Annotated in this window: 14 protein-coding genes; 1 reads left to right on the top strand and 13 read right to left on the bottom strand. The window is 40.7% G+C overall.

Translation table 11 applies throughout. The features are described 5' to 3' along the window. Positions 1-36: 36 nt before the first annotated feature. The 5 genes from hisIE to BVH02_RS06945 all read right to left on the bottom strand — a co-directional run bounded on the left by hisIE (position 37) and on the right by BVH02_RS06945 (position 4,537). Positions 37-636, bottom strand: a complete 600-nt coding sequence (hisIE, locus tag BVH02_RS06965; protein WP_394363981.1) for a bifunctional phosphoribosyl-AMP cyclohydrolase/phosphoribosyl-ATP diphosphatase HisIE — start codon at positions 634-636, stop codon at positions 37-39. Between the two features lie 222 nt (positions 637-858). Then, entirely contained in the window at positions 859-1,614 is a 756-nt protein-coding gene (hisF, locus tag BVH02_RS06960) for an imidazole glycerol phosphate synthase subunit HisF (RefSeq protein WP_086500571.1), read from the bottom strand. A gap of 532 nt (positions 1,615-2,146) precedes the next feature. Continuing rightward, positions 2,147-2,863 (bottom strand): 1-(5-phosphoribosyl)-5-[(5-phosphoribosylamino)methylideneamino]imidazole-4-carboxamide isomerase, encoded by a 717-nt coding sequence (gene hisA / locus BVH02_RS06955; protein WP_086500568.1) that lies wholly within the window; start codon positions 2,861-2,863, stop codon positions 2,147-2,149. Between the two features lie 177 nt (positions 2,864-3,040). Then, complete coding sequence (gene hisH / locus BVH02_RS06950; RefSeq protein WP_086500565.1) at positions 3,041-3,637, bottom strand: imidazole glycerol phosphate synthase subunit HisH; 597 nt, start codon at positions 3,635-3,637, stop codon at positions 3,041-3,043. Between the two features lie 120 nt (positions 3,638-3,757). Continuing rightward, a complete protein-coding gene (locus tag BVH02_RS06945) occupies positions 3,758-4,537 on the bottom strand; it encodes a phenylalanine 4-monooxygenase (protein WP_086500562.1) in 780 nt (259 codons plus the stop codon). 453 nt (positions 4,538-4,990) lie between these two features. Here BVH02_RS06945 and BVH02_RS06940 point away from each other — a divergent pair, with 453 nt between their 5' ends. Further along, entirely contained in the window at positions 4,991-5,719 is a 729-nt protein-coding gene (locus BVH02_RS06940; protein ID WP_317045418.1) for a lysophospholipid acyltransferase family protein, read from the top strand. Here BVH02_RS06940 and BVH02_RS06935 read toward each other — a convergent pair. The 8 genes from BVH02_RS06935 to BVH02_RS06900 form a co-directional block, all read right to left on the bottom strand. Then, complete coding sequence (locus BVH02_RS06935; protein ID WP_086500559.1) at positions 5,706-6,359, bottom strand: hypothetical protein; 654 nt, start codon at positions 6,357-6,359, stop codon at positions 5,706-5,708. The genes BVH02_RS06940 and BVH02_RS06935 overlap by 14 nt on opposite strands. A gap of 364 nt (positions 6,360-6,723) precedes the next feature. Continuing rightward, positions 6,724-8,091 carry a pyridoxal-phosphate dependent enzyme gene (locus BVH02_RS06930; protein WP_086500557.1) on the bottom strand — a complete coding sequence of 456 codons (1,368 nt, stop codon included), beginning with the start codon at positions 8,089-8,091 and terminating at the stop codon, positions 6,724-6,726. A gap of 133 nt (positions 8,092-8,224) precedes the next feature. Continuing rightward, a complete protein-coding gene (locus tag BVH02_RS06925) occupies positions 8,225-9,865 on the bottom strand; it encodes a putative ABC exporter domain-containing protein (RefSeq protein WP_086500554.1) in 1,641 nt (546 codons plus the stop codon). Continuing rightward, a complete protein-coding gene (locus BVH02_RS06920) occupies positions 9,858-10,574 on the bottom strand; it encodes an ABC transporter ATP-binding protein (protein ID WP_086500552.1) in 717 nt (238 codons plus the stop codon). Before BVH02_RS06920 ends, BVH02_RS06925 begins: the two co-directional genes overlap by 8 nt. Before the next feature lie 62 nt (positions 10,575-10,636). Next, positions 10,637-11,563, bottom strand: coding sequence for an aspartate carbamoyltransferase catalytic subunit (locus tag BVH02_RS06915; RefSeq protein ID WP_086500548.1), 927 nt, complete (start codon positions 11,561-11,563; stop codon positions 10,637-10,639). A 2-nt stretch (positions 11,564-11,565) separates the two neighbouring features. Beyond that, the gene (pyrR, locus tag BVH02_RS06910; RefSeq protein WP_086500546.1) at positions 11,566-12,114 is read right to left on the bottom strand and encodes a bifunctional pyr operon transcriptional regulator/uracil phosphoribosyltransferase PyrR; all 549 of its coding nucleotides are present in this window, start codon (positions 12,112-12,114) and stop codon (positions 11,566-11,568) included. Between the two features lie 33 nt (positions 12,115-12,147). Further along, on the bottom strand, positions 12,148-13,770 hold the full coding sequence (locus BVH02_RS06905) for a hypothetical protein (RefSeq protein WP_086500544.1): 1,623 nt from the start codon (positions 13,768-13,770) through the stop codon (positions 12,148-12,150). Between the two features lie 108 nt (positions 13,771-13,878). Next, positions 13,879-14,277 (bottom strand): EVE domain-containing protein, encoded by a 399-nt coding sequence (locus tag BVH02_RS06900; protein ID WP_086500542.1) that lies wholly within the window; start codon positions 14,275-14,277, stop codon positions 13,879-13,881. Positions 14,278-14,389 lie beyond the last annotated feature (112 nt).

The raw sequence follows: 14,389 nt of genomic DNA, 5'->3' as shown, positions 1-14,389 counted from the left end.
AAGCTGGCCTTTATCAACAACGACCAGTAAGTATGCTTACTTTTTTTTATGCCTATCGATCAGCACATCCATCACCTCATCCAGCTCATAGCCTTTTGCTTCCAGCAACACTAAATAGTGGTAAAACAAATCTGCCGCTTCACCCATAAACAATTCCTTATTGTCATCCTTAGCTTCGATCACAATCTCTATCGCTTCCTCTCCGACTTTCTGAGCTACTTTATTGATGCCTTTGGCAAAAAGTGAAGCGGTATAAGAAGTGTCTGTAGGATTGTTTTTCCTATCCTTAATGATAGCTCTCAATTGATCGATAAAACCAGTTTTGGAGGAATTTACCTCATCAAAGCAGGTATCTGAACCTGTATGGCAAACTGGTCCGCGAGGATTGGCTTTGATCAAAATCGCATCATCATCACAATCCGAAGCCATGCTTACCAACTCCATAAAATTGCCAGAAGTCTCGCCTTTCGTCCAAAGTCTGTTTTTGCTTCGGCTAAAGAAAGTCACCATCCCGGATTCTTTGGTTTTTGCTACAGCTTCTTCATTCATATAGCCCTGCATCAGTACTTTTCCGCTGATCGCATCCTGCACAATTGCCGGCACCAAACCATCCATTTTCTTAAAATCTATATTCATGTCTATGATAACCTTTGAGGTTTTCAAAACCTCGAAGGTTTTGTATCCTAATTCCTAACCTTTGGGGTTTCTAAACCCCGAAGGTTTTATCTTTATATATCTACTTACTTTAAATTCAACGCTTAGCAAAATCTACTACTCACTTATTAAACCTTCGAGGAGATTTTTAAGTCATTCTACATTTTCTATCGAAACCTTCGAGGTTTAAAAAAACCTCAAAGGTTACTTCCTAATACTCACTCCCTCATTACCCAAATATCCTTTTAACTCAGGAATGCCTATTTCCTTAAAGTGAAAAATACTTGCCGCCAAGGCCGCATCTGCTTTCCCGAAGGTAAACACATCTTTGAAATGTTCCATACTTCCTGCTCCACCAGAGGCAATTACCGGAATCGATAGTGCGGAAGAAATCTCCGCCAAAAGCTCATTGAAGAATCCAGCCTTAGTGCCATCATGATCCATTGACGTCAATAAGATCTCTCCAGCTCCTCGATCGCAAACTTCATGAGCCCAAGCTTGAGTTCTCAGCAAGGTAGCTTTTCTGCCTCCATGCGTATGAACAAAGTCAATTCCATCTACATTTCTGGTATCGATCGCTACCACGATACACTGCGAACCGAATTCAGCAGCCATATCATTGATGATTTGGGGGTTGTGGACAGCGGCCGAATTGATGGAAATTTTATCCGCACCAGCAGCCAAAAGGAATTTGACATCCTCTATAGTCGATATCCCTCCACCAACAGTAAATGGGATATTGATAGCTTTAGCCACTTTTGTTACCAGTTCGGCTAAGGTCTTACGCTTGTCCACCGTAGCAGTGATATCCAAAAACACCAATTCGTCAGCGCCTTCGTCTGAGTAGATTTTCGCTAACTCCACTGGATCACCAGCATCCCGAAGTTCTACAAAGTTCACTCCTTTCACTGTACGACCATCTTTTATATCCAGACAGGGGATTATTCTTTTGGTTAACATGGTATTGTATTCAAAACTTCATTATTCATTATTCGACATTCTTCATTCATTATTATTAATTACGATTTACGATATTGGATTTACGGGTACAATTGAAGTGTCAACCATTTTAGAAAATTTAGCTTTTCATTTTTTTTTCAGAATATGATTATACGCAATGATCCACCAGTAGCCAAATATTCTATAACGAAGAAGATCCGAAGGATTAAGACCATTCATAACCCTCGGCATTGCCGGGGGTAAGGAAAACACTTGGTTAATAAGCCCCGAAGGAGTGCCACTTTAAAGTTTCGCCCTTTCAGGGCTCGAAATGATATCGAATCCCTTTACCCTGCACTTCGTACAGGGTCATGAATAGTTTGGCTCCTTCGGAGCTAATCATGGAATTCTGCGGTTTTAGTTGCGAAAATCAACTATTCTTTTGATTGTTTTTCTGCTGTCAGATTAGCTTATAATCAGATCTCAGAATGTAATGACGATTGAAGTTCAGCTAAATCTCGTAAATCCAAAATCGTAAATCGTAATTTGCAAATCACCCAAACGCTGCTAATTCCTCCAACGTAACTCTCCCCTCATAGTACGCCTTCCCTACAATCGTCCCACACACACCGATTTTCTCCAACTCTTCCAAGTCTGCAACCGAAGAAACTCCACCACTTGCGATCAATTTCACGCCAGGAATTTCTTGTAAAATTTCCTTATATAAATCAACAGAAGCTCCTTGAAGCAAACCGTCTTTAGCTACATCAGTGCAAATCACATAGCTAATTCCTTTGGCTACGTAGTCTTTGATAAAAGGGATCAAATCCACCGAGGTAGTTTCCTCCCAACCTCCAACAGCTATTTTCTTGTTTTTAGCATCAGCCCCAAGGATGATTTTCTCCGAACCGTACTTCGCAATCCAAGCTTCAAACAGTACAGGATTTTTTACCGCTATACTTCCCCCAGTCACTTGATTGGCTCCCAAGCTGAATGCCTTCTCGATTTCCTCGTCCGCCTGAATACCTCCACCAAAGTCAACATGCAGAGAAGTTCCGGCACAAATACGCTCCAAAACTTCTGCATTCACGATCTTTTTAGCTTTGGCACCATCAAGATCTACTAAATGTAAGCGTCGAATCCCAACTCCTTCAAAGCGCTTAGCCATTTCCAATGGATCGTCATGGTATTCTTTTTTACTGCTGTAATCGCCCTGACTAAGTCGGACACATTTGCCTCCGATGAGGTCGATTGCTGGGATGATTTGCATTTTTTGAATTGGAAAATTTGAAAATTGAAAGATTGGAAAATTACGATTTACGATTTTTGAATTACGACATCAAAATGAACTTCAATCGTCAATTCAATTAGGTAAACCTTTGAAGATTTCATTTGAAGTTCCGAATAAGCTCGTAAATCGTACTTCATAAATCGTAAATAACTTGAATTATAGGCTTAGAAAATTCTCCAATATCTTCTCCCCTACTAAACCACTTTTCTCCGGATGTGCCTGAATGGCATAATAATTATCCCGATGTAGAATCCCTGAGAAATCATGAATATAATGAGTTTGGGCAATTGTGAACTCGCTCAACTCAGCATAAAAGCTATGGACGTAATACACAAAAGGATTTGCGGGTAGGTCTTTCAATATTGGATTATCAGCAAGATTCTCCAATTCATTCCAACCTACATGAGGAACCTTAAATTCTTGGGAGTTCTCAGGCACAAAGCGTTTTACTTTCACAGGAAAGATTCCCAAACATTCCGTATCATTTTCCTCAGTATGTTCGCAAAGCAACTGCAAACCCAGGCAAACACCAAGAAAAGGTTGTTTGATATCAGAGATCACTTGATCAAGCTTCCGTTCTTTCAAGTACCTCATGGCAGAACTTGCCTCGCCTTGACCGGGAAATATCACTTTATCTGCGGCTCGGATGAGTTCCGGATCATCCGTCAGTTCTGCATCAGCCCCTAGCCTTTCCAAAGCGTAGAGAACCGACTGCACATTGCCGGAATTATATTTGATTACTGCTATTTTCATTTTGTTGTCGGGTGTTAGATGTCCGATGCCCGATGTAAACACCCAGCATCGGACATCCGTCATCCTACATTTATATTTTCACTTCCTACTTTTCACCTATTAACTCTCACCTACTACTACTTACTTCTCATCCTTCATCAACATCTCCTCCAGCACTTCCTCTATTTCAGGCAATGACTCATAAAGTTGCTCGTAACTCTCGATCACAAAGTACTTATCCTGAAAGCGATCTTTCCAGTATTCCTGGTTCATTATTTTTCGCACATCGTATTCCAGATGCGCCGGTTCATTTGAAAGGCTGAATTTAGTCTCTCCAGCCGAACTTAGGATCCCCGCACCGTATATTTTTAACTCTCCATCTTCTCGAATAAGACCAAACTCAATCGTAAACCAGTAAATTCTGCTTAGCAACTGAACTGCATAAGGGTTGTCAATATGCTTCAGTGCGATTCCAGAAAGGTTTTCCAGAAAGTCCACATAAGGCTGATTAGTCAGAAGCGGCATGTGAGCAAATGCATCATGAAACATGTCTGGTTCCTCCAAATAATCGAGCTGTTCCATCGTGCGAAGCCAAGTCGAGGAAGGAAACTTTCTATTATTCAACAAGCCAAAGAATAGATCATCATCTATAAGCCCTGGAACTACCTGTACTTCCCAACCAGTAGTTTCCATCAAAACCTTATTCAATTCTTCAAAATTGGCGATTCTATCCGCTGAGAACTTAACTAGTTCCACACCTTCCAAATAGGCTACAGAAGCAGCCTTGGGTAGATTTGGCATCTGTCGCTCGAAGAGAATTTTCCAAACACCGAAATCTTCCTTAGTGTAATTTTCATACTCTTGCCTCAGATGTTGCAATCGTTGGTCACTGAAGACCCAGTTTTTTTGTTTTGTGCTCATGGTATTTGGGTATATATCTGTATTCTGGTAACTCTTATGTTCTACTTATGTTGTCCTGCTTGTCCAGAAGTTGGACGATTATAAACTCTTTGGATACTGCTTCTGGAGAAACAGCATATAGGAAATCGATACAAAAAAAGCCTACCCCGATTAGGAGTAGGCCTCTATATTCTTTTTACCAAAAAACCATAGTTATCCTACTCCTTCAACAAAGATGGTAGTGAGAATGATGTACAAAGGTTCTTGGGGTTGGATTCATTTTAATCTTTAGAAATAATGTTTAAAATCATTTCGTGATGCTAAGATAGGCAATGAACTGTCAAAAACAATTTCCCCCAAAAATCTCTCTATATTTTGCGAAGCATCCAAAAAAAAAGAGCCCCCGATTGATCGAAGGCTCCTGCAAGCAAAGAGTGAAGATTATATTACCTCCAAAAATACTAATTATCCCGAATGATAAAAATCATCCACATACTATTTACCATTTACTCCATCCTACTATTCTTCGTGCTACTGTTGATACTTGGGCTTTTTATCGTAATTCCTTTAAGTATTGGCCCAGCGGGTGGCAAAGTCTCATTTTTCCTCATTCGCGTTTGGGCAAGGGTTTGGTCTTTTGGCTCGGGAATACGCTACGAATTCCATGACAGAGTCCTTATTGATCGCGCGCAGACCTACATCTATATTTTCAACCATCGCTCTTTTTTGGATGCAGCCATCATCCCGCTTGCTATTCCTCAGCAAGTAAGAGCTTTGGGTAAAAAGGAACTATCAAATATTCCATTTTTCGGTTGGGTAGTAGGAAAAGTAGCTATCTGGGTGGATAGAACAGATGCCGAAGCTAGGGGAAAAAGTATTGGCAAATTAGTAAGCTTTCTGAATCAAGGGATATCAGCAGTGGTTGCACCAGAAGGAACGAGAAATGACAGTCAAGCCACTCTATTGCCATTCAAATCAGGTGCGTTTCGACTTGCTGTAGAGACAGGTATACCCATCCTTCCTATAGCGGTGATTGGAGCAAATAAAATCATGAAAAAGGGATCGTTTTTGATCAGTCCGGGCAAAGTGAAAATCTATTTTTCTAACCCGATCTACCCTCCTAAGCCATCGGAAATAGCTGTAAATAAACTCTCAGAGAAGTGCCAATCTAGACTAGAAGCTATGCTTCTCACTCATGAATAACTGTCACTTTCGGCTCCTCCACCGCATCGATGGTTAGGTCCTCAAAAAGAATGTAAACCGACAGGTAAGTCATAGGAACAGTGACCAAAAGACCAACCATCAACAAAAGAAACCCAACTATATTAAGTGCCAACAAGGCTAGTCCAAATAGGAAGAATTTCTGCCAATTCGTATGAACTAATCTGCGGCTAAGCTCCATGGAAGTCCAAAAATCAAAACCTCCAAAAATCACAAAAAGCAGGCAGAACATGTAGCCAATCAGCAAGTAAATGCCAGGAAGGATAAAGCATATAACTCCAAGTACGATCACTATAGAGCTAATGAGATTTGTTGATACCAGATTCCACCAATACTTGAACCCTTCAAGATAATTCTGAAATTCAACGTGCTCATTTTGACTTTGGCGATTGGCTACCAAGTAAAATCCACAAACGATTGGAGGAGCTAACAAGATGCTATAGATAAAGGTATAATCAGGTAAATACAACGTGAAACCAGCCTGAATCGCACCAACCAAAACCATGTAACCCACGTGAAACAAAGCCCGGGATTTGAACATCTCCCAAGCTTTTGTAAGTATTTCTTTTATATCAAAATCTACTCCCAAATCAATGATTCGCTGTATTTTAGCTTGATCCATTTAGTTTTTTAATAGTTTTCCTCATTGATGCTATTCAGTTTGCACTCGTTGGTTTTGTGGGCTGGAAGACGGGAGACCGAAGACAGAAGCAACCACAAAATCAATATTGACCTTAGATTATATCGGTTTTCTGTAATAATGGCAAAATAGAAGTGATATAAAATCTTGACTATTTATTGTAAGTATAAAGCCTTATTTATTTCTCGCCTAGCTGAAAGACTTCTCGATATTCTATTAGGAGATGGCAGACCAAAATAGCCTCAAAACTATATTTGAAGCCTCTTCGGTCTCCCGTCTCCCGTCTTCCCGCCTGTAACTCACGGAATTCAAGATACTGATAGAAAATCTATTACCCGTGGCAAAACTACTTCGTGAAAGCCTCCAAAATATCGTGCTTGGTAATGATATGGATTTGATTGTTGGTATCTCGTACGAGTACAGCTTTCTCTTTTTCTACCATTGAGGAAAGTACATCTAACGTACTATCAAGCGCTACGAATTTCATAGAAGCTTCCATCACTTCCGCAACCGTTGCATCTTTCAGCGTTGGCTTATCGATAATTCTGGCAAGTAATTTATTGTCTGTCAGACACCCAACTACTTCTCCATTCTCCATCACTGGAATCTGCGAAACACTGGTCTTATTCATCAAACCGATTGCATCCTTCACCGAGTCAGTTTTCAGAGTAGAAACCAACGTATAAGCACCACTTCGCTGTGCGATAATATCTCTAGCGGTGGAGAACGTCTTGTCTTCCAAGAAGCCGTGGTTTCTCATCCACTCATCATTATAGACTTTGCCCAAATATCGAGTACCGTGATCTGGCAAAATAATAACCATCTGATCACCTTCTTTCAGGTTGTCTTTTGCCCACTCCAACGCGCCATGCACAGCAGACCCACAAGACCAACCAACAAATAAGCCTTCTTCTTTAGCTAATCTTCTCGTCATCACAGCAGAGTCTTTGTCAGTCACTTTGACAAAATGATCGATCATATCGAAGTTCACATTCTTTGGAAGAATGTCCTCACCAATTCCCTCTGTCAGGTATGGGTAAACTTCCTTCTCGTCAAAAACTCCTGTCTCCTTATACTTTTTGAAAACAGATCCATAAGTATCTATTCCCACAGTCACCACATTTGGATTCTGCTCTTTCAGATACATCGCCGTTCCGCACATGGAACCTCCAGTTCCTACCCCAGCTGCATAATGCGTGATTTTCCCATCGGTGTCATTCCAGATCTCAGGTCCAGTGGTCTCGTAATGAGCCGCGGTATTGGACATGTTATCATATTGATTTGGGTAAAAAGAATTTGGGATATCCTCATTCAATTTCTTAGCAACTGAATAATAAGATCTTGGATCTTCTGGAGAAACGTTTGTTGGACAAACTATCACTTCTGCTCCAACTGCTTTTAGAATATCTATTTTCTCCTTAGACTGCTTATCAGCCATGGTGAAAATACACTTGTAGCCTTTTGCAATAGCTGCAAGAGCTAGTCCCATTCCGGTGTTCCCACTGGTACCTTCAATTAGTGTTCCGCCGGGCTTGAGTAAACCTGCTTTTTCTGCATCCTCCACCATTTTGATCGCCATACGATCTTTCATGGAGTTGCCTGGATTAAAGTATTCTACTTTTACCAGTACATCTCCCTTGATGTGTTTGGCAAGTTTATTAAGTCTGATCATCGGTGTATTTCCGATGGTTTCAATTATTGAGTTATAGATCATGGTTGGTCATATTTGGAAGCTCAAAATTACAGGAATTTTCTTGGTGAAGCGACTGAGGCGAAGTTAAAACAGAATAAAATTTGGCTTTTATGCCAACAGTCCTGATCACAAAGACTGTCTTTTGCAACTGCTTTTACATCTCTTTAAATTCCAAGCGCTTCAGTACATCCAGCGTCACATGCATCAGGATAGCTGCTACGAAAAATAAACCAAAAGTTCCGCCAAACAGTGCCCACACGAATTGTTTGGACGCAATAAATGCAACTACGCTGAATGTAAAGGCAGGCACAAATCCGAATAGCACAATTCCTCCAATCATAAATGGCTTAATCAATTTCCTATCCCATCCTTCATCAAGTGCAATTTGAGGAATTATATTAATCCCAAAACCAACCAGATATATCTCTATTGTTGCGAACAAAAACAGCGGAATGATGTACCAATTCAAACCCGCAATCAATACGGATGGTACAATCAGTGCTATGCAAAACAAGGTGATTTGCAATAAATCCAGCTTGATCATATTCCAGAATTTGGAAGCCCATGTAGCGGGAATCAAAATGAAAAAGGGCTTTTTTAAATCACCTACATTGGCCCTACCTATTCCTGCAAAGAAATATAGAAACAACATGATCAATAGATATCCATATAGGAAGTAATGTGAGAACCATTCGAACAAGGAAAGTATAGAAAGCACTATCCCAATTCCAACCATAATCAATGAGTACAATCCAAAGAGTGGATGAAAATCCTGTCTGGAACTGTGCACATAATTTCTCCAATAAAAGGCTTTTGCTCCAGTCCCAAAATCAGGCAAGGCAAGCTTCTTCTTTGTATTCAGACTATATGAACTCTCGCCAACTTGCTTTTTGCCTTTTACTTTCTCCAGCTGCTCTTCATTAGACTTAGTAGCTTCCAGTACGTCTTCATAGTAATAGCCGGCAAAGCGAATCACAAGCTTAAGAATAACGAAATATGAAATTCCATAGAGCGCCACAAACCCAATCGATAAGATCGCATTCTGGTGTAAGATGTAAGTACCTATTCCGCGACTCCATCCTACTATTGGAAAGAAATCAAACCATGGAGAGGTAATCCAAGCAGACATTCCCTGCCAGAATTTCTCTGCCATTAGGCCTGGAATAATAATCATTCCCGAAAGTAAAACAGCCAATATGACCACTCCCATACGAATATATCCCATCACCTCATACTTGGAGTTCAGTGTATAAACCAAGAATTTAATAGGCGAAATAATAAAAAAGAACAAAGCCGCTGCCAGCACTAGAAATATGAAATTCCCAATTGAGATATCATACGTATCTATGGCTTGGCTAGAAAAATAGGCCACAAAAATAATTGCACCTCCCAAGGAAGGTAAAATAGACCTTGCCATGTAGTAAATCAAGATGTTCTCTGGCTTTACCGGTGCGGTGAATAGCAAATTGACATCAGCCATTTTAAAAAAGCTGACATTCTTTTTCGTAGCATTAAAAAGCTGATAAATCAGAACACCCAAAGCCAGAATAGTAACAGCTCCGACGATATTTTGCATCGCAAAATTCACTTCAGGGAGGCCATTAAGGTCTAATTCGGGAATTTCTGCAGCAGGCGCATCATCGTCCCTATTCTTGAGACGCAAGTAATACATGAAAAATATGTAGCCGCCAATTCCCGCATAAGGCAATAAACGCACAGGATTTCTGAGAATTAGCTTAAGGTTATTTATCAGGATTAAAATATCCTTCCTGAACAACAGACGGATTTCATTCATCTTTAGTCATTTCTAAGAATAGGTCCTCTAGCGAAGTGCCTTCTTCCTGTACAAACTGTTGCTTCAGATTTGAAATGGTGTCATTGCCGACGATATTACCATTTTTCAGAATCATCACTCGATCTGCTATAGATTCTATACCATCGATCAGGTGTGTACTCACTAAAATAGTCTTCCCAGCATCTTTCAATTCCTTGAAAATCTTCTTGGTGTTTTTAATCGCTTTTGGATCCAAACCGATCATCGGTTCATCGAAAAATAGAACTTGAGGATCGGGCAGTAATGCGCAGCAGATGGATACTTTTTGTCGCATGCCTTTAGAGAGATCTCTGCCGAGCTTATCTCTTTTATCAGCTAATTCAAATAACTCAAGGTATTCCTCAGCTTTCCCTCTCCAGTCTTTCACCCCATACGCCTGGGCTACAAACTGCATGTGTTCCTGCACCGTCAGCAGGTCATACACGTAAGGCGTCTCTGGGATGTAACTAAAAAGTCGCTTTGCCTCCACGCTCAAATGATCGTGCCCACCTAGTGTGATTTCACCTGAAGTTTTGCGAAGCAAGCCTACGATACATTTCATCGTCGTACTTTTTCCCGCTCCATTTGGCCCAAGTAGTCCGACTACCTCTCCTCCCTGAAGTTCGAAAGATATGTCGTTGACAGCATTCTGCTTGCCATAGGTTTTTACCAGGTTGGTTACACTTAGCATAAAAGTATTTTGAGATTTAACGTGAAGTAATATGAAATCTCAAATTTGAAATTTCAAACCAATTACCCTTTTGTTCCTGCAAGCAAATAGAGTACAGCCATCCTAACGGCGACTCCATTCTGCACCTGTTCTAGAATGATGGAGTGCTCGGAATCAGCTACGTCTGAGCTTAATTCCACACCTCTGTTGATAGGTCCTGGATGCATAATGACGATCTCCTTATCCAGTTCGCTCAATAGCTTCTTATTGATGCCGTAGTATAAAGAGTATTCGCGCAAGCTCGGGAAATATTTGATTTGCTGTCTTTCGAGTTGAATTCTAAGAACGTTTGCGACATCGCACCATTGCAGGGCTTTTTTCACGTCCAGTTCCACTTTCACTCCTAGGCTAGCAATGTATTTTGGAAGCAAGGTAATCGGCCCGCAGACCATCACTTCTGCGCCAAGCTTTTGCAGACAAAAAATATTGGAAAGAGCTACTCTAGAGTGTAAAATATCTCCAATGATCGCAACTTTTTTGCCGGCCACATCTCCTAGCTTTTCCTTGATAGAAAAAGAATCGAGCAAAGCCTGAGTTGGATGCTCATGGGTTCCATCTCCAGCATTGATTATGTTAGCATCTACATTTCGGGAAAGGAAGTGTGGTGCTCCGGGACTTGAATGTCTCATCACCACCATATCCACTTTCATGGAGAGTATGTTATTGACAGTATCCACAAGCGTTTCTCCTTTTTTGACAGAGCTATTGGAAGAAGAAAAATTAACTACGTCAGCAGAAAGCCGTTTTTCCGCAAGCTCAAAGGAGAGTCTAGTCCGGGTAGAATTCTCAAAAAAGACATTGGCAATGGTGATGTCTCGCAGAGAAGGGACTTTTTTGATCGGTCGATTGATCACTTCTTTGAAATTTGCCGCCGTGTCAAGGATAAGTTGGATATCTGTCTCGGTGAGGTTTTTGATTCCAAGAAGGTGTTTTGTGCTAAGTTGCGACATGGTTAAGGGTTAACTTTCTCTATGATCCAAATTGCGTCTTTTTCACTTCCGTTTTCCGCCCATTCCACTAACACATGCTGGCTTTCCAGCGTATGCACACGAATACCATAATAATCCGGCATAATGGGATAATCCCGAGTGAGTTTCCGATCTACCAATACCATAAGCTCTACTTTCTGAGGTCTGCCAAAAGCAATCATAGCATCCATAGCTGCCCGAACCGACCTGCCTTTGTAGAGCACGTCATCAACCAAGATTACTTTTTTACCTTCAATCAGAAAGTTGATTTTGGTTTCATTTGCTTTCAGGGGAAAATCTCTTCTTCGAAAATCATCTCGGTGAAAAGTAGCATCGAGATATCCTGATGGAACTTTCACTCCAGAAATTTCTTCTAGGAGTTTTACGATTTTATCTAACAATATGGGTCCTCTAGGTTGTAAACCCAAAAGTACGGTGGTCTCAAAATCATCATGATTTTCGATCAGTTGGTGACAGAAACGCCTGAGGATGATTTCAATCTGTTCTTCGTCTAAGACAAGCCTTTTTTGCATGGGGTAGATTTGCCGTAAATATAAAAATAAAATCTAGTCCGGGAGGTCTTCTGGTCGATACAAATCCCCATCCACCGCTATTTTGGATAGAAAGTAAACCTCACGAACCTCATCGACTCCCTTATCATTCATAAAACGAACTCGCTGCGTGCCCGAAAGTAAGTAATATCTATCGTACCAATGGATCAATCGCAAACTCTCCCGATTGGTATCTCGGATCCGCTCACCATCATTAACCAAGCCCAAGTCAAACTCCTGATTTTCGAAGATTCTCTCTCCATTTCTGAAAAAACTCAACTTAATTGTCTCATCTTCTACAAACATGTGGTACAGGTCATCTCCCACCACAGCCACTTCCCCAAAGGCCTCAGGGTAATTGGTTACCATCTCATCATAGGAAATAGCATTATCCCAAATCACCTGACCGGTTTTGGCGATTTTAGCAAAATGTGCAGAGACATATCGGTATTCAGGCACGGTCTGATAGCTGCCCGCCATAGGGAATCGATTTGCCAAATAAGGGTCATTAATAATGGTGGTTCCCATCCTACTCCATCGATCATACCGATAGCCCCCAGCTGTCGAATATATCCCATTTTGGTATCCAGATCTGCTATTAGAGATTGTATATTGATCGAAGTAAACGTAGTATGCATCAGGAGTCTGACGCACATCACGGATAGAATATTTACTATTAATTACCGGCACCTTATTTTTATCCAGGTCCTTTTGGATATACCTATCTCGTTTAGCTTTGTTTTTCTCGTTTAGGTAATTATAAAAATTAGGGAAATCCTGAAGCGTGTACAGTTTGAAATCATATTCTCCGAATTCATTAATATTCATGATATACATTCCTTGGTAGTCGTTGCGGCGTGCTAGACCGAAAGCTCCAACCATTGCTTCTTGGTAAGCGCCAGTAGAAACTAAAAGCCCGTCCATTATTTCTTGGCCAGGGTCTGCAAACTCATCTACTTTCAATTCTCGGATTAGATTGCCTGCCATATCATAGGTATTAATGAACAGATCACGGCTTCTATACAATCCCTTTCTGCTCAATACTACTTCCAGTGTCTTCGTTTCAGGCATTTTTCGGATCTGTAAAATTTGGGTATCATTTCCATAAATCCCTTGAAGAGTATGAACGCTCTTGGTTACCAAATCATGGATTTGGAGTACAGGCCTAGTTTCAGAAGTGCCCATGAACATGGCCTTTTGATCTTGAACCAAAAATTCCACCAACTCCATATCCAATACATTATCAACTACAAATTCTTTTCCTTGCTTGGTCTCCAAATTCACCTGAAGCAAATACTTGGGCGCATTCATAGCGAATCCCTTTGTCATAAGAGCAAACAAAAGTTTACCATCCGTATCATATCCCAGCATATCATACCCTTCTTTGACAGGAAACACTACCAATCCTTCTTTGGAATTGAGAGAGGAATCAGTCACAAAATATTGAAAATTACGTCTCAAATTCAGCCCTTTTTCAGGCAAAGTTCTAAACGATACTAAGCCAACATCTGAATCAATCATCTCAAAAAGCGGGTCATTCATATCTGAGGCAACTTCATAGCGCTCGATGAACCTGACCTGAGCGAAGACTTGCTGCCCAAGGGTGAAAAGTATAAGAAGTAAAATATATTTCTTCATGTGATTATAATTTTTTCCTTATGGCGATTTCCTGTTCCCGACCTTGTTTCTGGAGAGTTTCGTATTTAAAATCAAACTTCTGTGATTTGAACTTCTCCAAGCTCGATTTCATGAACCCATCTTGAGGAGTAAGTCAAACTCTTCCTTCCCAACATTCGACACAGATAACCGGGATTGTTTCAGCATAGGCAAACCCGTAAGTCTATCTTCAGCCTTCATTGCTGCCAAAGAAACAGGGTTTTTCAAAGGACGATTTACTCGCAACTTCACAGCAGTCCACTTTTCATCTGTCGGATCGGGAAACTTCTCTTGACTGACTTCAGCTATTCCTACAATGGCCTTTTCCTTTCCACTATGATAGAAAAAGACCAGATCCCCCATTTGCATTTCTCTTAGAAAATTGCGAGCCTGATAGTTTCTAACTCCATCCCATACGTCTTCCTTGATCGCTACGAAATCATCCCAAGAATAGGATTCTGGCTCAGATTTTACCACCCAATAGTTCATACTTTTGATTAGTTCACCGTTAAAAATCTATTCAATTCAAATAACGCAAATACATTCCTACTGTTCAAAAACCAAATAAGGATAATGAATGTCAGCCTATTGCATGACTGCT

The sequence above is a fragment of the Algoriphagus ratkowskyi genome, assembly GCF_002150505.1.
GTDB classification, from domain to species: Bacteria; Bacteroidota; Bacteroidia; order Cytophagales; family Cyclobacteriaceae; genus Algoriphagus; species Algoriphagus ratkowskyi.
Note: the sequence above shows the minus strand (reverse complement) of the source record. Positions and strands in the feature narration are given on the sequence as shown.

Excerpts from the sequence above, each read along its gene's own strand:
- pyrR (WP_086500546.1), bottom strand. The coding sequence starts at position 12,114 with ATGCAAAAAAGGCTTGTCTTAGACGAAGAACAGATTGAAATCATCCTC.
- BVH02_RS06900 (WP_086500542.1), bottom strand. The coding sequence starts at position 14,277 with ATGAACTATTGGGTGGTAAAATCTGAGCCAGAATCCTATTCTTGGGAT.
- BVH02_RS06920 (WP_086500552.1), bottom strand. The coding sequence starts at position 10,574 with ATGCTAAGTGTAACCAACCTGGTAAAAACCTATGGCAAGCAGAATGCT.
- BVH02_RS06905 (WP_086500544.1), bottom strand. The coding sequence starts at position 13,770 with ATGAAGAAATATATTTTACTTCTTATACTTTTCACCCTTGGGCAGCAA.
- BVH02_RS06925 (WP_086500554.1), bottom strand. The coding sequence starts at position 9,865 with ATGAATGAAATCCGTCTGTTGTTCAGGAAGGATATTTTAATCCTGATA.
- BVH02_RS06935 (WP_086500559.1), bottom strand. The coding sequence starts at position 6,359 with ATGGATCAAGCTAAAATACAGCGAATCATTGATTTGGGAGTAGATTTT.
- hisA (WP_086500568.1), bottom strand. The coding sequence starts at position 2,863 with ATGCAAATCATCCCAGCAATCGACCTCATCGGAGGCAAATGTGTCCGA.
- BVH02_RS06940 (WP_317045418.1), top strand. The coding sequence starts at position 4,991 with ATGATAAAAATCATCCACATACTATTTACCATTTACTCCATCCTACTA.
- BVH02_RS06930 (WP_086500557.1), bottom strand. The coding sequence starts at position 8,091 with ATGATCTATAACTCAATAATTGAAACCATCGGAAATACACCGATGATC.
- hisIE (WP_394363981.1), bottom strand. The coding sequence starts at position 636 with ATGAATATAGATTTTAAGAAAATGGATGGTTTGGTGCCGGCAATTGTG.
- BVH02_RS06915 (WP_086500548.1), bottom strand. The coding sequence starts at position 11,563 with ATGTCGCAACTTAGCACAAAACACCTTCTTGGAATCAAAAACCTCACC.
- BVH02_RS06945 (WP_086500562.1), bottom strand. The coding sequence starts at position 4,537 with ATGAGCACAAAACAAAAAAACTGGGTCTTCAGTGACCAACGATTGCAA.
- hisH (WP_086500565.1), bottom strand. The coding sequence starts at position 3,637 with ATGAAAATAGCAGTAATCAAATATAATTCCGGCAATGTGCAGTCGGTT.
- hisF (WP_086500571.1), bottom strand. The coding sequence starts at position 1,614 with ATGTTAACCAAAAGAATAATCCCCTGTCTGGATATAAAAGATGGTCGT.